This is a genomic window from Bacteroides cellulolyticus (assembly GCF_025567135.1).
In the GTDB taxonomy this organism is placed as follows: Bacteria; Bacteroidota; Bacteroidia; order Bacteroidales; family Bacteroidaceae; genus Phocaeicola; species Phocaeicola cellulolyticus.
In genome coordinates this window covers 73,390-95,552 of record NZ_JAOQJJ010000004.1, presented here as the reverse complement: position 1 = coordinate 95,552, position 22,163 = coordinate 73,390, and the positions used below count along the sequence as shown (strand labels likewise).

16 protein-coding genes are annotated in these 22,163 nt (G+C 41.2%); 13 read left to right on the top strand and 3 right to left on the bottom strand.

Annotation, left to right across the window (positions count from 1 at the left end):
- Window positions 1-55: 55 nt before the first annotated feature.
- Entirely contained in the window at window positions 56-1,132 is a 1,077-nt protein-coding gene (locus tag OCV82_RS06110) for a YeiH family protein (protein ID WP_154043631.1), read from the bottom strand.
- 240 nt (window positions 1,133-1,372) lie between these two features.
- Between OCV82_RS06110 and OCV82_RS06105 the strand changes: the two genes are divergently transcribed.
- From OCV82_RS06105 to OCV82_RS06095, 3 genes are read left to right on the top strand one after another with little or no spacing between them, the layout of a single operon-like run.
- Complete coding sequence (locus OCV82_RS06105) at window positions 1,373-1,987, top strand: DUF5715 family protein (RefSeq protein WP_239469208.1); 615 nt, start codon at window positions 1,373-1,375, stop codon at window positions 1,985-1,987.
- 9 nt (window positions 1,988-1,996) lie between these two features.
- A complete protein-coding gene (gene truA / locus OCV82_RS06100; protein ID WP_154043629.1) occupies window positions 1,997-2,749 on the top strand; it encodes a tRNA pseudouridine(38-40) synthase TruA in 753 nt (250 codons plus the stop codon).
- 60 nt (window positions 2,750-2,809) lie between these two features.
- Window positions 2,810-3,715 carry a DMT family transporter gene (locus tag OCV82_RS06095; RefSeq protein WP_154043628.1) on the top strand — a complete coding sequence of 302 codons (906 nt, stop codon included), beginning with the start codon at window positions 2,810-2,812 and terminating at the stop codon, window positions 3,713-3,715.
- Between the two features lie 88 nt (window positions 3,716-3,803).
- Here OCV82_RS06095 and OCV82_RS06090 read toward each other — a convergent pair whose 3' ends face one another.
- Window positions 3,804-5,990, bottom strand: coding sequence for a tetratricopeptide repeat protein (locus tag OCV82_RS06090; protein ID WP_154043627.1), 2,187 nt, complete (start codon window positions 5,988-5,990; stop codon window positions 3,804-3,806).
- 81 nt (window positions 5,991-6,071) lie between these two features.
- Between OCV82_RS06090 and mfd the strand changes: the two genes are divergently transcribed.
- The 7 genes from mfd (at window position 6,072) to OCV82_RS06055 (ending at window position 18,660) form a co-directional block, all read left to right on the top strand.
- A complete protein-coding gene (mfd, locus tag OCV82_RS06085) occupies window positions 6,072-9,443 on the top strand; it encodes a transcription-repair coupling factor (protein ID WP_154043626.1) in 3,372 nt (1,123 codons plus the stop codon).
- Between the two features lie 37 nt (window positions 9,444-9,480).
- Window positions 9,481-12,774 (top strand): S41 family peptidase, encoded by a 3,294-nt coding sequence (locus tag OCV82_RS06080; RefSeq protein WP_154043625.1) that lies wholly within the window; start codon window positions 9,481-9,483, stop codon window positions 12,772-12,774.
- 519 nt (window positions 12,775-13,293) lie between these two features.
- Window positions 13,294-13,824: a cytochrome c nitrite reductase small subunit gene (gene nrfH / locus OCV82_RS06075; protein ID WP_394802650.1), complete on the top strand. Its 531-nt coding sequence runs from the start codon at window positions 13,294-13,296 to the stop codon at window positions 13,822-13,824.
- Between the two features lie 20 nt (window positions 13,825-13,844).
- Window positions 13,845-15,320 carry an ammonia-forming cytochrome c nitrite reductase gene (gene nrfA, locus OCV82_RS06070; protein ID WP_154043623.1) on the top strand — a complete coding sequence of 492 codons (1,476 nt, stop codon included), beginning with the start codon at window positions 13,845-13,847 and terminating at the stop codon, window positions 15,318-15,320.
- Window positions 15,321-15,327: 7 nt separating this feature from the next.
- On the top strand, window positions 15,328-16,551 hold the full coding sequence (locus OCV82_RS06065; RefSeq protein ID WP_154043622.1) for a cytochrome c biogenesis protein ResB: 1,224 nt from the start codon (window positions 15,328-15,330) through the stop codon (window positions 16,549-16,551).
- Between the two features lie 16 nt (window positions 16,552-16,567).
- Window positions 16,568-17,356: a cytochrome c biogenesis protein gene (locus OCV82_RS06060; protein ID WP_154043710.1), complete on the top strand. Its 789-nt coding sequence runs from the start codon at window positions 16,568-16,570 to the stop codon at window positions 17,354-17,356.
- Window positions 17,357-17,373: 17 nt separating this feature from the next.
- Window positions 17,374-18,660 carry an alginate export family protein gene (locus tag OCV82_RS06055; protein WP_154043621.1) on the top strand — a complete coding sequence of 429 codons (1,287 nt, stop codon included), beginning with the start codon at window positions 17,374-17,376 and terminating at the stop codon, window positions 18,658-18,660.
- A gap of 49 nt (window positions 18,661-18,709) precedes the next feature.
- Here the strand turns inward: OCV82_RS06055 and OCV82_RS06050 are convergent, their stop codons facing one another.
- Complete coding sequence (locus tag OCV82_RS06050) at window positions 18,710-19,402, bottom strand: Crp/Fnr family transcriptional regulator (RefSeq protein ID WP_154043620.1); 693 nt, start codon at window positions 19,400-19,402, stop codon at window positions 18,710-18,712.
- Between the two features lie 174 nt (window positions 19,403-19,576).
- On the opposite strand from OCV82_RS06050, the gene OCV82_RS06045 reads away from it, so the two are divergent.
- From OCV82_RS06045 to thiD, 3 genes are read left to right on the top strand one after another with little or no spacing between them, the layout of a single operon-like run.
- Entirely contained in the window at window positions 19,577-20,092 is a 516-nt protein-coding gene (locus tag OCV82_RS06045; RefSeq protein ID WP_154043619.1) for a pyridoxamine 5'-phosphate oxidase family protein, read from the top strand.
- 21 nt (window positions 20,093-20,113) lie between these two features.
- Window positions 20,114-21,262, top strand: a complete 1,149-nt coding sequence (locus OCV82_RS06040) for an aspartate aminotransferase family protein (protein WP_154043618.1) — start codon at window positions 20,114-20,116, stop codon at window positions 21,260-21,262.
- The gene (thiD, locus tag OCV82_RS06035) at window positions 21,255-22,070 is read left to right on the top strand and encodes a bifunctional hydroxymethylpyrimidine kinase/phosphomethylpyrimidine kinase (protein ID WP_262543113.1); all 816 of its coding nucleotides are present in this window, start codon (window positions 21,255-21,257) and stop codon (window positions 22,068-22,070) included. Before OCV82_RS06040 ends, thiD begins: the two co-directional genes overlap by 8 nt.
- Window positions 22,071-22,163: the final 93 nt, after the last annotated feature.

The following is a 22,163-nucleotide window of genomic DNA, read 5'->3' as shown; positions in this document are numbered from 1 at the left end:
GAGGGTCGTTTTTTATCAAGTTAGTTTTGTTTTGTTTGTTTTTTATACTTTCATGTTATCCCAGCATAGGTACCAGATACTTAGTAATCATATATCCACCACCCACAAGCCATATATAAAGTAGTCCGGCTAGAACAAATGGTTTTGCACCTGCCTGTTTGAATTTGTCAATGCTGGTGTCTGTTCCAAGTGCAGTCATTGCCATTGTAAGCATGAATGTATCTATATACTCTATTGCACCGTTTAAAGGGATTTCTTTTACGCTATCTACCCCTAGAAGGTATTGCAGTAGTGAATTGACACATATTATGCTGATAAATCCGAATGCAAACCATGGAATAGTGATTTTGCTTTTCTGGACCTTGCCACTGGCATCTTTAGTCTTGCGACCTGAAAGTGCTATACCCATTATCACAAGTACCGGAGCAAGCATCATCACACGGATCATCTTAGTGATTGTAGCCGTACCTGCTATACCAAGTGAGTCTGTAGGGTCCATAGCGTTTCCGGCACCTGCCACGTGTGCCACTTCGTGAAGTGTACTTCCTGTGTAGATTGCCACTCCTGTATCTCCCAGTGCATCAAGCATTCCGGAACGGTACATGATAGGATAGAGGAACATTGATATTGTTCCGAATATAACCACTGTAGAAACTGCAATGGCTGTTTTGTGACCTTCGCATTTAACAACCGGTTCTGCTCCAAGTACTGCCGCAGCACCGCATATGGCACTACCTGTAGCAGTCATCAGTGATGTGTCGGCATCCATTTTCAGGAGTTTGCCTAACCACACTCCCAGGAAGATCGTTCCTGCCACTATTATTGTATCTATTACAACAGCTGGTATTCCTACTGCAGCTACTTGTGTAAGTGTAAGGCGGAAACCGTAGAGTACGATACCTGCACGAAGTATCTGTTTAGTACAGAATTTTATTCCCGGAACCCATGTCTCAGGCAGCTTGTTTCTGAGGCTGTTGGCATACAGCATACCAAGGATTATACCTACAATCAGCGGACTGAATGACAAACTTTTTACAAATGGAATTTCTGCGATGTAGAATGCAGCGAAAGAGAATAGTGCGATAAGCAGAATACCGTGTATGGTATTGGCGCGATTTTCTTTTGTAAACATATCGTTCTTGTTTTATATTAAAGTTTCTTGTTTCCGGCTGCAAAGATAGTGCTTTTGCCAATATGTTGTTTTTCATCTTATTTTATGGCTTATAACTTTTGGTAATAACCAAAATGTTGAATAAATACTGTTGCCTGTTTTCACAATATCAAGCATTATTGCTAATTTTGCGCCCGAAAATATAAATATAACAGAATGAAGAATTTATTAGGTGCTTTCTTCGCATTTGGTATTGTCGTTATGGCATTTTCATCATGTGGAGACAAAACTATGAAAATGAATAACCCACGCAATATAAAAGGTGTGGTGAGTTACAAACGTTCTTTCGGCGATTTGAATGCCGTACAGTTAAAATCGGCAAAGGCTATAGGTATATCTCCTGTGGCGTCGCGTGAAGAGGCTGAAAGCCTTAAAAAGAAACTGGTGGAAATAGGTCCTTGCGAATATTATGACATGGATTCATTGACACATTCCATTCCTTATCTGGTTCCGACTGCAAGCGCTCTGCTTGAGACAATAGGTGAGAACTTTCTTGATTCGCTAGAGAATAAAGGACTTAATCCAAACAAGATTATAGTTACTTCCGTTACTCGTACTAAAGAGGATGTTAAGCGTTTGAGGCGTACTAACGGCAATGCATCAATGAATTCATGTCATTTTTACGGAACAACCTTTGATATAAGCTGGAAGAGATTTACCAAAGTGGAAGATCCCGACGGACGTCCTATGCAGGATGTACGTGCGGATACATTGAAATTGGTTCTTGCAGAAGTCCTTCGTGACCTGAAAAAGGAAGAGAAATGTTACGTAAAGTATGAATTGAAACAGGGATGTTTTCATATAACAGCAAGATAATATATTGTGATGAACAGATATTTTATATACCTTGCATATGATGGTACAAACTACCACGGATGGCAGATACAGCCTAATGGTGAGAGTGTACAGGAAACTCTTAACAAGGCTTTGTCGGTCTTTTTGAGAGATGACAGTATTGAGGTGGTGGGTGCAGGACGTACGGATGCCGGTGTGCATGCCAGACTTATGGTGGCACATTTTGATATTGACCGCGAATTGGATTGTGATATGGTGACAGACAAGTTGAATCGTCTGTTGCCACAGGATATATCAGTTTATAGTGTCCGACGTGTCCGTGAGGATGCTCATGCCCGTTTTGATGCAACATACCGTACATACAAGTATTATATAACCACACGCAAGGATCCTTTTGCACGCCATTATTCATGGAGAATTTTTCAGAAACTTGATATTGAAAAGATGAATGAGGCAGCGGCAACCCTGTTTGAATATACGGATTTCACAAGTTTCAGCAAGCTCCATACTGATGTAAAGACCAATAACTGCAAGATTATGCATGCCTGCTGGAGTCAGTGTGGAGAGGACGAATGGGTATTTACAATTCAGGCTGACAGATTTTTACGCAACATGGTGCGTGCCGTAGTCGGTACCTTGGTGGAGGTTGGACGCGGAAAATTATCTGTCGATGGATTTCGAAAGGTTATAGAGGAAAAGAACCGTTGTAGCGCAGGAACTTCTGTTCCGGCTCACGCCCTTTTTCTTGTTGACATAGGTTATCCGGAGGATTTGTTTCTGTAGAAGATTTGCTTTACATACAAACTCATAAACTAAAAACTTAAGAACTTAAAAACTAAAGATATGTGGTTACTATTGGCTTTCTGCTCGGCTGCTTTGCTGGGCTTTTATGATGTATTCAAGAAGAAATCGCTGGCTAACAATGCCGTACTTCCTGTTTTGGGATTGAATACATTATTTTCCAGTCTGATATTCCTTCCGTTTATACTGATTTCTTATTTCAGACCGGATATGCTTTCAGGATCATTATTTTATGTGCCCGAAGCGGGATGGGAAGTCCATAAATTTATTATATTGAAGTCGTTTATTGTGCTTGGTTCGTGGGTGTTCGGCTATTTCGGCATGAAGCATCTGCCTCTTACAATAGTAGGCCCTATCAATGCCACACGTCCTGTGATGACGCTTGTAGGAGCACTTCTCATTTTTGGTGAGCGCCTTAATGCATATCAGTGGATAGGAGTTCTGCTGGCTATTGTTTCTTTCTTCCTGCTTAGCCGTTCCGGCAAAAAGGAGGGGATAGATTTCAAACACGACCGCTGGGTATGGTTTGTTGTATTGGCAGCAGTTCTCGGTGCTATAAGCGGACTTTACGACAAGTATCTTATGGGGCAGTTCAATAATATGGTTGTACAGGCATGGTATAATATATATCAGCTGTTCCTTATGGGAGGAGTGATACTGTTTTTGTGGTGGCCTAGACGCAAGCATGGTACTCCTTTTCGTTGGGACTGGTGTATAATATTGATTTCCATATTCCTGTCGGCTGCCGATTTCGTGTATTTCTATGCGTTGTCTATGGAAGATTCAATGATTTCCATTGTATCGATGGTAAGAAGAAGCAGCGTTGTAGTTTCATTCCTTTTCGGAGCGATGGTGTTCCGTGAGAAGAACCTGAAGAGTAAGGCTGTGGATTTGCTGCTGGTTCTTATCAGTATGCTGTTCCTATATCTGGGAAATGTGTTGGGTTAAGATAACCCGTTTCAGAATGTAATCCTTATAAAATATTTAGCCCCTGTTTAAACAGAACCCATCGTTTAAACAGGGGCTAAATATGTGTTTATACCAGCACCATATCCGGAATCATATAGATCAGATCTTCATCTACACCCTTACTCTGTAGTGTTTTAATATCAGATGAGAATATTTCATAGAATGAAGACTTTTTGTCTATCAGTTCATTGGCTTTTTTATAAAATGAGATAGCATTCTTTATGTCGTTGTTCACAAGATATACATGTCCTATATTCATCCAGTCTTCTGCTGTGGCATCCTTCTTTTCCAGTATTTTGGTGTACATTTCTATAGCTTTGTTGTATTGGTCCAACATGAAATAACACCATGCAATGGCTCTTTGGGCAGATGTTTTTCCTTTTGTCATATATTCCACCTTGAACATATATCTCAGTGCTTCGTCGTATATACCTTCTGTTATGAGTGCCTGTCCTATTTGTGTACAGATGCTCAGATCGTCAGGATTTATCTGTTCTGCTTCTTTCAGATATTCGTGTACAAGATCATAGCGCTTTTTCTTTTTATAGCAAAGTGCTATATTTTTGAGAGTCCATATATTTCCCGGTGACAAAATATTTGCTTTGTTGAGCAGTTCCAGAGCTTTGTCATAATCTTTGTTCAGAATATTTACATACGCTATTTTTTGCAAAGTTTCGTAGTCGTTAGGATTGTCATCAATGATGTCCATATAGGTAAATACAGCATCAGTCACATGTCCCTTGGCGAACAGATAGTCTGCAAGTTGCTTCAGCTTTCCGCTTTCTTTTACTATCATGCGTATATCGAAATCTTCCCATAATGCAATACCTTCTGAGAAAATATCTTTCTTTTCATAATGTTTTCTCCATAATTTGTAAAAACGGTACAAGTCCTGTATGAAAAGTCTGCTTTCAGTCTGACGTTTTTTCTTTTCATTATTTATGCCTTCCAGTTCTTCATTCAATTTGTTTTGGGCATTCAGTCCTGTATTCATCGCATCCAAAGGCAGGCTAGGCATGGTTTTGAATGTCAGACATAAAGAAAATCTGTCGGAATTACACATGTCTGTGGCTTTCATCAGAGTATTGATGAACGGAGCATAATTGTTGTTTTTGTCTGTCATCATTTCATATATGACAGGCACTTCAGGGCTGAAGATGTAGAACCAGTGCGATGGCTCGTAGAAGAAAGGATAGCTTTTCAGGTTTGAGAATGTACACATGTTCGTATCCGCCCCTTCCTGACGCAGCATATCCAGTTCCTTAATCTGGTCTTTTATTTTCTCTATGTTTTCTTTCCATTCCGGATTTTCTTCGATAATATCTTCTATAAACTCTTCGAAATTCATGTCTGACATATCGTCTATAGGCGATGCCAACTCCGTAGATTGCATTATCGAAGGGATTATCTCGTCTCTCATCTTCTTGTTTATGTTTTCTGTATCAAGTGACAGTATCATTTGTATGATTACAGTATAGAAATCATCCATGAAATATGGATTGTCCTTCATCAGATTTATTTCATCAAGAAGATTTGGATATGAATAGCTTATTGTTTCACTTTGAATGTGCATAGCTATCATTATACCCACTAAGGCACGTTGTGTGATTACAGGATTTTTGCATTTCAGATAGATATGCAAAAGTGTCCTTAACTTATATATATCGAGTATGTATATGAGGCTCAGACATAAAGCTGAAGTGAATAATGCTTTGTCATTGTCGGATATCTTTTCTGATTCTATTATTGACAGTGCTCCGTTATAATCCTCCTCGTTCCATACTACTGGTATCCAGGTTTTGTTGAATAACTCTTCAAGTATTGATTGCTTTATTTTAATTTGAGTTTCTGTAAGTTCTGTACGGTATGGTTCTTCATACATGTCGGATACGATGATATCTTTTTGTCTTTCTTCCAGTTTCTGCAGTATTTCAGCGTATCCTTTCGAAAGACTATTTTTCTCCTCTCTGTATGTTTGTGAAACGTACGAACTGTCATTTTCCAGCATATTCTGAATTTTGACTCTTTCATTAAGAATAAATACTTTTCTTAATAATTGGGTGTACATTTCTTTCCTTCCCGGATCGTTCATACCTTGGCCGGTGTATTGCAGCATTAAGCCGTATGTGGTTTTCAGACTTTCAATGTCCGATTTTATCTGCCAGTTGTCTGTAGAAGATGCATATTCATGAAGTTTTTCGAGAGCTTCCTTCAGTTTGTGGCTATAAATCAAATTTTTTATCTCGTTATACATATACGGTAATTTCAATATTTATACTATTGCTGCAAAAATAATAACTTTTTTGTAATTTTGCACGAACTATTTTTCATAACGATGACTATTTCAGAATTGCAAAGCGTATATGCTGCACATCCTAATACCAAAGGTCTGGCAACGATTATTAAGGATGGCGGCATAAAGACTGTATATGTGGACGGTGTGCATGCCTCGTGTATGTCATTGTTCTTTTCGGCGTTTATAAAAGAAAATCCATCAGTATATGTATTTGTCCTCAACGACAATGAAGAGGCGGGATATTTTTATCATGATATGGTTCAGGCCAATGGTGATGCCGATATTCTGTTTTTCCCATCGTCGTACAGGCGTGCCATCAAGTACGGGCAGAAAGATGCGGCAAATGAAATCTTGCGTACAGAAGTGTTGAGCCGTCTGGAGAAGAGGGATAATGTGGCAGTAGTTACTTATCCTGAGGCTCTGGCAGAGAAGGTGGTGTCGAAGAAGCTTCTCACGGATAAGACCGTATCATTAAAGGTAGGTCAGAATATAGAGACTGACACTATAGCTGCACAACTTGTTTCTCTTGGTTTCGACCATGTGGACTATGTTTATGAGCCGGGGCAGTTTGCCACTCGTGGAAGTATTCTTGATGTGTTTTCGTTTGCATCAGAGTTTCCTTACCGTATAGACTTCTTTGGAGATGAGATAGACAGTATAAGAACTTTTGAGGTAGAGTCGCAGTTGTCTAAGGAAAAGAAGTCGGCCGTTAATATTGTTCCCGAACTTACAGGAGTGAGCGGCGACTCGGTTACATTCCTTGATTTTCTTCCGTCGCAGGCATTACTGTGTGTGAAAGACCTGTTATGGGTAAGGGAAAGGATACAGAGTATTCATGATGAAGTTCTTTCATCGCAGGCTATAGCTGCTGCCGAAGACGGTGACAATGTGGAATTGCCTGACATACAGAAAACCATTATTCAAGGAACTGATTTCACAGACAAGGCTCTTGATTTCAGAAGGATTGATTTTGGTTCAAAACCTATCGGTACACCTCAGGCAAGGTTGAAGTTTGAGGCTTCTGTCCAGCCTATTTTCCATAAGAATTTTGATATGGTTTCGTCTTCTCTGAATGATTTCATCCAGAGAGGGTATAAGATATATATATGTTCCGACAGCTCCAAACAGACTGACCGACTGAAGGATATATTCAAGGAGAGGGGAGATAATATAGTATTTGAACCGGTAGATCGCACTCTTCATGAAGGTTTCGTAGATCATACAATGCGTTTGTGTATATTCACCGACCATCAGATATTCGACCGTTTCCATAAATACAATCTCCGCAGCGACAAGGCACGTAGCGGAAAGGTGGCGCTTTCGCTGAAGGAACTTAATCAGTTTGAACCGGGAGACTATGTTGTTCATATTGATCATGGTATCGGGCGTTTTGCCGGACTGGTGCGCATACCTAACGGAAATACCACTCAGGAAGTAATCAAACTGATTTATCAGAATGATGATGTGGTGTTCGTGTCAATCCATTCGCTTCATAAGATTTCCAAATATAAGGGCAAGGAAGGCGAACCGCCAAGAATCAGCAAATTGGGTACAGGCGCGTGGGAGAAAATCAAGGAACGCACCAAGACCAAGATAAAGGATATAGCGCGCGACCTTATAAAACTTTACTCGCAGCGCAAACAGGAGAAAGGTTTCAAATATAGTCCTGACAGTTTCCTCCAGCATGAGCTTGAGGCATCGTTCCTTTATGAAGATACTCCGGACCAGTCGAAAGCCACTCAGGAGGTTAAGGCCGACATGGAGAGCGACCGTCCTATGGACCGCCTGGTTTGTGGAGACGTAGGTTTCGGTAAGACGGAAGTTGCCGTAAGAGCGGCTTTCAAGGCTGTGGCAGACAATAAGCAGGTGGCAGTACTTGTCCCAACAACAGTTCTTGCATACCAGCATTTCCAGACTTTCAAAAAACGACTTGAGGGATTGCCTTGCAAGGTGGAATATCTTAGTCGTGCACGTACGGCCAAGGATACCAGTCGAATTTTGAAAGAGCTTGCCGACGGGCAGATAAATATCCTTATAGGAACTCACAAGATAATAAGCAAGAGTGTCAAGTTCAAGGATTTGGGCTTGCTTATAATAGACGAAGAGCAGAAGTTCGGTGTCAGTGTGAAGGAAAAACTCCGTCAGATAAAGGTGAATGTTGATACACTTACTATGACGGCCACACCTATTCCGCGAACACTGCAGTTCTCGCTTATGGGCGCAAGAGACCTTTCCGTGATACAGACACCGCCGCCAAACAGATATCCTATACAGACAGAGGTACATACTTTCAACGAGGAGATTATAACCGAGGCTATAAATTTCGAGATGAGCCGTAACGGTCAGGTGTTCTTTGTGAACAATCGCATACAGAATCTTGTTGAGCTGAAGGCTCTGATAGAAAGAAACATTCCGGATTGCCGTGTATGTATAGGTCACGGGCAGATGCAGCCGGAGGAACTTGAAAAGATTATCTTCGATTTCGTAAATTATGATTACGATGTACTTCTGGCAACAACAATAATCGAAAGTGGTATAGACATCCCGAATGCCAATACCATAATAATAAACCAGGCGCAGAATTTCGGTTTGAGCGACCTGCATCAGATGCGCGGACGTGTTGGACGTGGAAACAAGAAAGCTTTCTGCTATCTGCTTGCACCTCCATTGAGTTCGCTCACGCCTGAGGCACGCCGCCGTTTGCAGGCTATTGAGAATTTCAGCGATTTGGGTAGCGGTATCCATATAGCCATGCAGGATCTTGATATCCGTGGTGCAGGAAATATGCTTGGAGCCGAACAGAGTGGATTTATTGCAGACCTTGGTTATGAGACTTATCAGAAGATTTTGGCAGAAGCTGTTACCGAACTTAAAAACGATGAGTTCTCCGAACTTTATGCCGATGAGGTGAAAGCAGGTGAGGAAGTTTTGAGCGGTGAAGGATTTGTTGATGAATGTACAGTAGAAAGCGACCTTGAGCTGTTGTTCCCTAATGAATATATCCCAAGCAGCAGCGAAAGGATGTTGCTCTACCGTGAGCTTGACAAGCTGGAACTTGACAAGGATGTAGAAGATTTCAAAGCGCGTCTGATAGACCGTTTCGGAGCAATTCCACCGGAAGGGGAAGAGCTGATACGTATAGTTCCGTTGAGACGCATCGCCAAGCGTCTTGGTATAGAGAAGATATTCCTGAAATCAGGACGTATGACACTCTTCTTTGTAAGCAATCCTGACAGTCCGTACTATCAGAGTGAGGCTTTTGGCAAGATGATAGGCTATATGTCGCGCTATCCGCGTCAATGTAATCTCAGGGAACAGAACGGAAAACGCAGCATGATTATCAAGGATATAAAAGATGTGCAGTCGGCTGTAAGGGAATTGCAGGAGATAACGAGCATACAAGCTGGATAAATAAAATAATATAGAACTGAAATATAATATTTGAATAATGAGAAAGAATATTCTAATGCTTATACTTGGTGCCGGGGCTTTGACTGCTCAGGCTGCAAGTATTAATCCTCTATGGATGCGTGATGTACGCATATCACCCGATGGTAAGTCAGTGGTTTTCTGCTATAAGGGAGATATGTATAAGGTTAGTTCCGATGGTGGACAGGCTGTTCAGCTTACCACTCAGGAGTCGTACGAGTCGGACCCGGTATGGTCGCCCGACGGTAAGCAAATAGCTTTTGCAAGCGACCGTTATGGTAATCAGGATGTGTTCATTATGTCGGCTGATGGTGGTCCGGCACGCAGACTTACCCTTAATTCTGCGTCAGAGATACCTACAGCTTTCAGTCCCGATGGCAAGTTCGTTTATTTTTCTGCCTCTATTCAGGACCCTGCACAGAGTGCTCTTTTCCCTACTTTGGCTATGACAGAACTTTATAAAGTTCCAGCAGAAGGAGGAAAAACTTTACAGGTTCTTGCCACTCCTGCCGAAATGGTTGAGTTTAATAATGAAGGCGATTTGTTCCTTTATCAGGACTGTAAGGGGTATGAAGATGAGTGGAGAAAGCATCATACTTCTTCCGTAACACGTGATGTCTGGTTATATGATACAAAAAGCGGAAAGCATACCAATCTTACAGAGCGTGCAGGTGAAGACAGAAATCCTGTATTCTCGGATGATGAGAAGACTGTATTTTTCTTGAGTGAAAGAGACGGAGGAACTTTTAATGTTTATTCTTTCCCACTATCAGATCCAAAGAATGTGAGCCAGATTTCCGATTTTAAGGTTCATCCCGTTAGATTCCTTTCGGTTGGTGACGGAAATAAATTGTGCTACTCTTATAATGGTGAGATTTATACTCAGAACCTTGGAGAAAAGCCTAAAAAACTGAATGTTACTCTTGTGAGGGATGATGAGGATATACCTGAAAATATGAGCTTCACACGTGGCGCAACTGAGGCGGTAGTATCTCCAGACGGTAAACAGGTGGCATTTATTGTACGTGGCGAGGTTTTTGTGACTTCTGTAGAATACAATACCACCAAGCAGATAACTAATACTCCGGAAGCGGAGAAAGGTGTTTCTTTCGGAGCAGACAACCGTACCTTGGTTTATGCAAGCGAAAGAGGTGGCAACTGGGGACTATATCTGGCTAAGATAGCCCGTAAAGATGACCCTAATTTCCCTAACGCTACACTTATAGAGGAAGAAGCTTTGCTGCCTTCAACATCTGTGGAACGTGGATATCCTAAGTTCTCTCCAGACGGTAAGGAAGTGGCTTTCATTGAAGACAGGAACAAACTTATGGTGGTGAACCTCGAATCGAAGAAAGTAAGACAGATCACCGATGGTTCTACATGGTATAATACTTACGGAGGATTTGAGTATTCATGGAGTCCTGACGGAAAATGGTTCACTCTTGAATTTATAGGTCACAAACACGATCCTTACACTGACATAGGCATTGTTAAGTCCGACGGAAAAGGAGATATTGTGAATATTACAGGAAGCGGTTACACAAGCGGTTCTCCTCGTTGGGTTATGGATGGTAATGCTCTTCTTTTCACTACTGAGAGATATGGTATGCGCAATCATGCTTCATGGGGCTCGCTGGATGATGTAATGATAGTTTTCATGAATCAGGACTCATATGATAAATTCCGTCTTAGCAAGGAGGATTATGAAATAGAGAAGGCTCTGAAGGAAGAACAGGAGAAGGCTTCCAAGAAGGAAAATAACTCTAAGGGCGACAAGAGTTCAAAGAAAGACGATAAAAAATCAAAGAAGGGTGATGATGCCGACAAGAAGGACGAAGATTCTGTAAAACCTGTTGAAGTTGAAACAGAAGGCATAGAAGACCGCATTGTCCGTCTTACTCCTAACTCATCAAGCATAGCTTCTGCTATTATTTCAAAGGATGGAGAAAAGCTTTATTATCTGTCTTCATTCGAGGGTGGATATGATATGTGGAAGTTGGATCTGAGAAAAAAAGAAACCAAGCTCCTGCATAAGATGGATGCCGGATGGGGAGATATGCAGACTGATAAGGAAGGTAAGGCTGTATTTATTTTAGGCGAAAGCAATATGCAGAAAATGGATGCTTTGTCTGAGTCTCTGAAGCCTATAACATATAAGGCTGAAATGAAAATGGATCTTGCTGCAGAACGTGAGTATATGTTCAATCATGTATATAAACAGGAGAAAAAACGTTTCTATGAGGTTAATATGCATGGAGTAGATTGGGAAGGACTTACTGCAGCTTATCGCCGTTTCTTGCCTCATATCTCAAATAATTATGACTTTGCCGAGATGCTTAGTGAGTGGCTTGGCGAACTTAATGTTTCGCATACCGGTGCAAGCTACCGTCCGTCTTCAAAGACAGAGGCTACGGCAAACTTGGGATTACTGTACGACTGGGAATACTCCGGCAAGGGACTTCGTATATCTGAAGTTGTGGCCAAAGGTCCGTTCGACAGAAAGAGCTCTAAAGTTGAGGCCGGTAATATAATAGAAAAGATTGACGGCAGTGTTATAGATAAGGATACAGACTATACTACTCTCCTTAACGGAAAGGCCGGAAAGAAGGTGCTTGTATCTGTTTATAATCCAGAATCCGGTGAAAGATGGGATGAGGTGGTTAAGCCGGTTACAAGTGGTGCTATGAGCTCACTTCTGTATAAACGTTGGGTTAAGCAGCGTGCTGAAGAGGTAGAGAAACTTTCCGGTGGACGTTTGGGTTATGTTCATATCCAGTCTATGGACGACGGAAGTTTCCGTACAGTATATTCTGATATCTTAGGTAAGTACAATAATTGTGAAGGAATTGTTATCGATACACGTTTCAATGGTGGAGGTCGCCTGCATGAGGATATCGAGGTGCTGTTTAGTGGCAAAAAGTATTTCACACAGGTGGTAAGAGGTCGTGAAGCTTGTGATATGCCAAGCCGCAGATGGAACAAGCCTTCTATTATGCTTCAGTGTGAGGCCAATTACTCTAATGCTCATGGAACTCCGTGGGTATATAAGCATAGAGGTATAGGTAAACTGGTGGGTGCTCCTGTTCCAGGAACTATGACAAGTGTCAATTGGGAGCGTCTTCAGGATCCTACACTGGTATTCGGTATTCCTGTTGTAGGTTATCGTTTGCCTGACGGAAGCTATCTGGAAAATACACAGCTTGAACCGGATATATACATTTTGAACTCTCCTGAAACTATTGTTAAAGGTGAGGATACTCAGCTGAAGGTTGCTGTAGAGGAATTGCTGAAAGAAATTGATTCGAATAAGTAAGATAAATCTATCATGTATTAAAAAGACAGATGATGTACCATGAAAATAATGGTACATCATCTGTCTTTTTATTATATCCGTACACTTTTAGTTTGAGATAATAATATTCATTGTTTGCAACAGATTGTTAATCAATGTTTTGTAAAAGTTTATCATTGCTTTCATGTTGTCATCCCAGACTAAGCGATGTTTGTATCATAAAGGAAAATTGTCACTCCGAAGTTTTTTCTTGTAAACGCCTTGATAATTTTTATAAATCACAGTGTGGTTTATAAAAACAACACTGTGGTTTACATAAACAACACTGTTGTTTATAAAAACATAAGTTATATTTATAGATTATGCCTAGTTGCTTTTGTCTTTTTATCAGCTTCTTTCCGATTTTTCTATAACATAAATGATTATAAATAAAAGAAAGATATAATCAGTGTAATATATCTTACACCGCATTTCTGAATAAAATATTTTATTTGCAAAAAAGTATAATTTATGAAGTTATCCAGACGACAAAAAATCATAATGGCTGTCATGGCCGGAGTAATAGCAGGAGGAGGGGCTTTCTTCCTGTATTTGCTGAGGGCGCATACATATCTCACAGATGAGCCTTCGGCTTGTGTGAATTGTCACATCATGTCGCCTTATTATGCAACGTGGATGCATAGCTCTCATTCAAGGGATGCAACGTGTAATGACTGTCATGTACCGCATGAGAATTTTATAAAGAAATGGACATTTAAGGGAATGGACGGAATGAAACATGTTGCAGCTTTCCTCACAAATTCGGAGCCGCAGGTCATACAGGCCCATCCCGCAAGTTCACAGGTTATAATGAATAATTGTATCAGGTGTCACCAGCAATTGAATACGGAATTTGTGGAAACGGGACGCATAGACTATATGATGTCCGAAGTAGGAAAAGGTAAGGCATGCTGGGACTGCCACAGAGATGTTCCCCATGGTGGAAAAAACAGTCTTTCTTCCACTCCTGCGGCTATTGTGCCGTTGCCAGACTCTCCTGTTCCGGAATGGCTTAGAAAAATGAAGAAGTAAAATAATTAAATCTAGAGTATATGATGAATAATTTTAAATCTTGGCATGGATGGTTATTGTTTTTTGTTTCAATGGCCGTAGTTTTTTGTTTGGGATTAGCGGTGTCTGCTCTGTCCGAACGTAGGGCAGAGGTGGTGAGCATCTTCAACAACAGGAAGAACCCTATGAAGGGAATCGTTCCACAGAATGAGAAGTTTCAGAGTGATTTTCCTCGTGAATATCAGACGTGGACAGAAACTGCCATAACTGATTTCCAGAGTGAGTTCAATGGAAACATCCAGGTTGATGTACTCGAGCAGCGTCCCGAAATGGTAATTCTATGGGCTGGCTATGCTTTCTCAAAAGATTATGCTACACCACGAGGACACATGCATGCCATAGAGGATATCCGTGCAACTTTACGTACAGGAGCCCCTCAGACTGCAAACGACGGACCACAACCTTCGACCTGTTGGACTTGTAAGAGTCCGGACGTTCCACGTATGATGCAGGAAATAGGAGTTGATTCATTCTATAACAACAAGTGGGCAGCTTTCGGTTCTGAGATTGTAAACCCTATAGGATGTTCGGATTGTCATGATTCCGAGACTATGGACCTTCACATCAGCCGTCCGGCACTGATTGAAGCTTTTGCCCGTCAGGGAAAAGACATAACAAAGGCTACACCACAGGAAATGCGCTCACTGGTATGTGCGCAGTGTCATGTGGAATACTACTTTAAAGGTGATGGAAAATATCTTACATTCCCTTGGGATAAAGGCATGACCGTAGAGGCTATGGAGCAGTATTATGATGAAAATAATTTTACCGACTATACTCATGCATTAAGCCGTGCGCCTATCATCAAGGCACAGCATCCAGACTATGAGATTTCGCAGATGGGAATACACGGACAGCGTGGAGTATCATGTGCCGACTGCCACATGCCATATAAGAGTGAAGGCGGTATGAAGTTCAGCGACCATCATATTCAGAGTCCGCTTGCCATGATAGACCGTACTTGTCAGGTTTGTCATCGTGAAAGCGAAGAGACTTTGCGAAACAATGTTTACGAACGTCAGCGTAAGGCTAATGAAATAAGAAACCGTCTTGAAAAGGAACTTGCGTCTGCACATATAGAAGCCAAGTTCGCATGGGATAAGGGTGCCACTGAAACTGAGATGAAACCGGTACTGAAACTCCTTCGTGAAGCACAGTGGAGATGGGATTTTGGAGTCGCTTCACACGGAGCTGCATTCCATGCACCTCAGGAGATACAGAGGATCCTTTCGCATGGACTCGACAGAGCTTTGCAGGCACGACTCTCTATTTCAAAGGTTCTTGCAAAGCATGGATATACAGACAATGTTCCTATGCCTGATATTTTTACAAAGGACAAGGCTCAGAAATTTATCGGGCTTGATATCCCTGCCGAGAAAGCTGCCAAGGAACGTTTTATGAACAATACTGTTCCTGGATGGCTGAAAGAAGCAAAGGCTAACGGACGTATTATCTAAAATTGATATGTGGAATAATTCTTGGGGACTGAAAGAAGGTATAATGACCTGTGGCGGACTTGTCGTCATAGGTCTTATACTTCATATTATTACCGGTGCTGTTGATTGGAACAGTTTTGCCAGTCCGCTTAATGTATATATCTTGGTGCTGTATGTGACAGTCTTAATAGTGCTCTATCTTTTAAGGCCGAAGCTGTATTTCGTACGTTGGGCTATGTCGTATAAGGCTGCTGTTCCGTCTTTGATTGCTGTCGTTCTCCTTACATTGCTTATGGGAATGATAAGGCAGGTGCCGTCTTCGGTACAGTCGGAAGATGTATTCATCTTGAACCGCATGCTTTCATTCTGGCCTTTTATTCTTGTCTATCTTTGGATGACTACTATCGTAGGACTGGTTTCTATAAGGAGTCTGTTTCATTTTCGCATCAGAAGAATACCGTTTCTGTTGAATCATCTTGGCCTGTTCATAGCCTTGGTTTCTGCTACTTTGGGAAGTGCCGATATGAAGAGACTTACGATGAACACCCGTATAGGTCAGGCGGAATGGCGTGCCACTGATGCTGATGGAAATGTGTACGAACTGCCGCTTGCCGTAGAACTGAAAGACTTCAGTATTGATGAATATCCTCCCAAGCTTATGTTGATAGATAATGCTACAGGCAAGGCTCTGCCCTATGATGCGCCTGAACATATGTTGCTGGAGGAAGGGGTAAAATCAGGAATGTTGTCAGGATGGAATATTGAGATATCGGACAGAATAGAGATGGCGGCTTCTGTATCGGGGAATGACACTGTGAAGTATGTGGAATGGCCTAGCGCCGGAGCAACTTATGCCGTAAATGTTAGAGCTGTATCGCCTGACGGCAAACAGTCTGTCAGCGGATGGGTAAGTTGCGGAAGTTTCCTTTTCCCTTATCAGGCATTGCGTCTTGACAATGATTGCAGCCTTGTCATGCCCGACAGGGAGCCTCGCCGTTATTCATCCGACGTAGTGATTTATACTGAGAGCGGCAAAACGCAGGAAGAGACCATAGAGGTGAACAGACCTGCCGAGATAGAAGGTTGGAAGATATATCAGCTTAGCTATGACGAAAGTAAAGGACGCTGGAGCGATATAAGTGTTTTTGAACTGGTTTCAGACCCGTGGTTACCTGCTGTATATGTAGGAATAATAATGATGATGCTGGGAGCATTATGTATGTTCGTTACGGCACAGAAGAGTAACAATTAGCAAACAAGTGATTATGATGAATTGGGATTGGTTTATATATTTTGCCGTTTTGTCTGTGGTATTGTGGACTGCAGGTTCTTGGAATGCCTTTAAAGGGTCACAGTCGAAGGCATGTGTTTTCACTATTGCCGGACTCCTTGTGTTCGGTACCTTCATAGGTCTGTTGTGGGCATCATTGGAACGTCCTCCACTGCGCACTATGGGAGAGACTCGCCTCTGGTACTCTTTCTTTTTGCCATTGGCCGGACTGATAACCTATGTCAGATGGAAATACAAATGGATTCTGTGTTTCAGTACCATACTGTCGGTGGTATTCATTTGCGTCAACCTGCTCAAGCCTGAGATTCACAATAAGGCATTGATGCCGGCATTGCAGAGTCCGTGGTTTGCTCCTCATGTCATTATCTATATGTTCGCATACGCTATGCTGGGTGCCTCTGCCATAATGGGAATTTATCTTCTATGGATAAAGAAGACCGGGTGCGATACCAAGGAGATGGCTTTATGCGATAATCTGGTGTATGTAGGTCTGTCATTCATGACTTTGGGAATGCTGACCGGTGCCTTGTGGGCTAAAGAGGCATGGGGACACTACTGGTCGTGGGACCCTAAAGAAACATGGGCTGCCGTAACATGGTTTTCATATCTTACCTATATTCACATGAGGTTAGGAATACAAGGCAGAGAAAGGTCATCCTTGTATATATTGCTTTTGTCGTTTATATTTCTACAGATGTGCTGGTGGGGTATTAACTATTTGCCTTCGGCACAAGGAAGCAGTATCCATACTTATAATATGAACTGATTAAAACCTTGAAATTTATGGGAAAAATAAGTTTACATTTTTTGATTCCATTCCTTCTTATGGGGAATGCATCATTGTCTTATGCTCAAGATGACAAAAAAGCGGATGACAGTTTCTGGGTGTCAGCCCAGATTCGTACAAGGGGAGAATACCGTAATGGTGCATTGTATCCCCGGGATAAAGGAGAGTCTCCGGCCGGATTCGTAAACGAGCGTGCCAGACTTACATTCGGTTATGAACGTCAGAAACTGGCTTTAAGGTTTTCTGCACAGCATGTAGGTGTATGGGGACAGAATGCCCTTATTGATAAAAACGGGCGTTTCATATTGAATGAGGCATGGGCTTCTTTCAATATGAATGACTATTGGTTTGTGCAGCTGGGTAGGCAGGCGTTGGTGTACGATGATGAACGAATTCTCGGAAGCCTTGACTGGAATGTTGCCGGACGTTATCATGACGCGTTGAAGATAGGATATAAGAACAATGGTCATCAGCTTCATGGAATATTTGCTTTCAATCAGAATGACGAGAACGTAATAGGAGGAACATTCTATGACAGCAGTAAAACCAAACTCTACAAGAATATGCAGACGTTGTGGTATCATTATGATTGCGCATCAACACCTCTGCAGGTTTCATTGCTTGCGATGAACATTGGTCAGGAAGGTGGAGATGCCGCGACAAGGAAGGCTGATACCAAATACATGCAGACTTTCGGTACTTATATCAAATATATGCCGGACTCATGGAACATCTCAGGATCGTTCTATTATCAGACCGGTAAAAATGCGGCTTCACGCACAGTTTCCGCTTATATGGGAAATATAGACCTCTCATATAGTATAAACAGATTATGGTCTGTGGGTATAGGTACAGACTATTTGAGCGGAACCAGCGATGCAGACGGAAAATATAAGGCGTTCAATCCTCTATATGGCACACATCATAAGTTTTACGGAGGAATGGATTATTTCTATGCCACAGATTTTGCGACCGGTTATAATCCGGGCCTTTCGGATACTCATGTGGGAGTTGACTTCAAGGTATCAAATGCTGTATCTATGGGGCTGAACTATCATTATTTTGCTACAGCGGTCAAGCTGGACAACCTGAAACGTACACTTGGTTCTGAGATTGACTATCAGTTGAACTGGAAAATAATGAAAGATGTAAGTATGTCATTAGGTTATTCCGTTATGTTCGGAACCTCAACAATGGATGTTGTAAAAGGTGGAAACCACAGCAGTTGGCAAGACTGGGGATGGGTTTCGCTAAATATAAACCCAAGAATTTTTATAAAATGACATAAATGATTATGAAAGGTCATTCAGTTTGCGGGATGGCCTTTTTCTTTTACAGAACAAAATTCTTTATAGCTTTCAGATTCAGTTCTATATAGTTGTTCTCCTTACGGGTAATAATACCTTCCTTTTCCATCTTGTTGAATTCTGTTGATAGGGCAGGACGTGTGACATTAATGTATTCTGCCAGCTGGGTGATAGTATGAGTAAGCTTTATTGTTGATGTTCCTTTGTCAAGTCTTTTCATCAGATATACCAGTATTCTTTCGCGGATGGTTTTTCTGGACAGTACATCCAGCCTCATAGTTGTACACACATTGCAATTTCCCGAGACACAAAGGAAATTCTTCAATATATCAGGGTATTTGCTTATCAGCTCGAATGTGGAATCTTTGGTGGCTATCAGTAATACAGATCTTTCTATAGTCTTAAATGTAGCGGGCAGACGGTTGTCCTTCTTGAAGAGGTGAGGTGTGGCAAATGCCCTTGGCGATTCTATATATTCTATCAGGACCTCGTTGGCGTTAGCATCGATGATATTTACTTCCAATGTACCTTTAAGAAGTACATACAGATTGCAGCATACATTGCCCTGTTCCAATACCACTGTGTTTTCATCAATATCATAAAGCTTTATATCAAGCTTTTTGATAATCTCGTGTTTGATGTTGTCTGGCAAATCACAGAACAGCGGTATTGACAGCAGTTTCTCCTTGTAGTAATTATCGAAAGTTATTGTTTTCATCTTTGCTTTACGGTTTCAAATACAAAAGTATCTGTTTAATCTCTAATAGTCAAATATATTTACGTATTAATGTCTTTTATTTATTGCCAAATGCAGGTCTCTGTCATAAATCTTACATACGGATAGGAGTAATGATAGTATTTTTGTGGCAGTTGAATGATTAATTTGTGGAATATGAGAAAAACAAGTCGTGAAATGGACAGCCAATGGGCATTGGAGGTGATGCGAAAGGCTCCGTATATAACTGTAAGTTTTACCAGAGCGGACGGTACTGCATACGGCGTGCCGCTTTCTTTGGCAAGCAAAGATGATAATGTATGGTATTTTCATTGTGCTCCGGAGGGAGATAAGCTTGATGCCATTGCTGTGAATCCGGAAGTATGCCTTTCTGCTGTAACCAAATGCCAGCCTACTGTAGGACCTAAAGACGGAACATTCACTCTCCAGTATCGTTCGGCTATCGCATTCGGAAAGGCTGAAATTGTAACTGACAATTATGAAAAGGTACTGGCTCTGAGGTTGATAAGCCAACGTTTCTTGCCCAAACACATGGATGCTTTCGAAGAAGCGGTTGAGAGAAGTCTTCATCGTACGGCGGTTGTCAGGATAGTCTTATTGGATCCTCCGACAGGGAAGCGTAAACAGTATGATAAGAATGGTGATGAGATGAAGTATGGCAGAATGGAATAATAAAATACTAAAGAATTGCTTATGAATTTGTTTGATGTATATTCTGTATTTCCCATAAATATAGTTCGTGGAAAAGGCTGTTATGTATATGATGAAGTCGGAAATTCATACCTGGATTTCTATGGTGGACATGCTGTAATATCAATTGGACACTCTCATCCGTATCTGATAAAGTGTATGTATGAGCAGATGCAGAATCTGATGTTCTATTCTAACTCTGTGATTAATAAACTCCAGGAAAAACTTGCATACGAATTAGGGGAATTATCCGGTTATCCGGATTACAGTGCGTTCTTTGTCAATTCGGGAGCAGAAGCCAACGAGAATGCCCTTAAACTGGCATCGTTTCATACTGGAAAGAAGAAGGTTATAGCTTTCAAGAGTTCTTTCCATGGCCGTACGTCTGCTGCAGTGGAAGTGACAGACAATCCGCTGATAACCGCACCTATTAATTCTAATGACAATGTCTATTTTGCAGATATGGATATTGCTGAGGTTGAGGACGTGCTGCGTAAAGGTGATGTATGTGCTGTGATAATAGAAGGAATATCGGGAGTGGGAGGAATAAGAGTTCCTGATGATGAATTCCTCAAGGCTTTAAGGAAACTTACCCAACAGTATAATGCCGTTTTCATTCTGGATGAGATACAATCCGGATACGGACGAACGGGAAAGTTCTTTGCCCATCAATGGTGCGGCATAAAACCTGACATCATTACTGTGGCAAAAGGCATAGCAAATGGTTTTCCTTTCTCCGGAGTATTGATAAGCGATGCTTTCAAACCGTGTAAGGGAATGCTTGGAACCACGTTTGGAGGAAATCATCTGGGATGTGCGGCTGCATTGTCGGTGATTCAGGTAATGAAAGATGAGCATCTTATAGAGAATGCCTATGAAGTAGGTTCCTATTTTATCGGTAAATTGCGTTCTTTGAATTCTCCGTTAATCAAGGAAGTGAGAGGGCGTGGACTGATGATAGGGATTGAGCTTACGGTTCCTGTATCTGTTATTCGCAATTCTTTGCTGTATGATTATCATATATTTACTGGATACTCAGGAAAGAATGTTCTGAGGATATTGCCTCCTTTGTGTGTTTCAAAATCTGAGGTTGATAGTTTTATAGATAAGTTTTTTAAGTGTTTGCATAAGGTTGAATGCGGAAATGATTGAGCAGGAAGGAAAATTGCCTTATAAGGTTTTTGTTATAGCTGGAAGCGAACCTTTGGGTACGGCTGGTATTCAGGCTGACATCAAAGCAATATCTGCATGTGGCGGATATGCAGCCGGAGCAATAACATGCGTTGTTGATGAGGATACAGAACACGTGAAAGATGTATGTCTGATACCGGTTGAAATGCTTGTCTCCCAGATTATATCATTTATGGAAGATGTTGAGGCTGATTGTATCAAAACAGGAATGTTATATTCGAAAGAATTGGTGTTTCGGGTATCTGAAACAGTAAGAAAATATGCTCATGTCCCTTTGGTAGTAGATCCTGTTATGGTTAGTTCTTCAGGGGATCAACTTTTGGAAGATGATGCTGTTCTATATTATAGAAAATATCTTATTCCTCTTGCTTCCCTTATTACACCCAATATGAGGGAGGCGGAGATCCTACTTGGCAGAAGGTTGAATATTGGTGGTATCAAGGATGATTTAAGAGAGCTGTCCCAGTGGGGAAATTCTGTGATTGTTAAGTCTGTACGGTGTGATGATAAAATCTCAGATTATTTTTATTGTCCGCAGAATGATTGCTTTAAGGAATATACTAAACCTTTTATTGAAACAAGAAATGTGAATGGTACAGGTGATATGTTTGCTTCTGCCATTGCTACGTATATAGCCATGGGATGTAATATAGTTGATGCCATAGATAAATCTGAAGAGTTTATTTATAATGCTATAAAATATGGTGCTAGATTTTCGTTTGGGACAGGATTTGGACCAGCTTTTCCATTCTATAATAATTGGAGGTAAAATGTTTACAACACCTTAATTGAAATATATAATTTTGATTTATTTGTTACAGTTTTGTAATAACATACTCTCTTAGTGATTTTTTATTGTGAA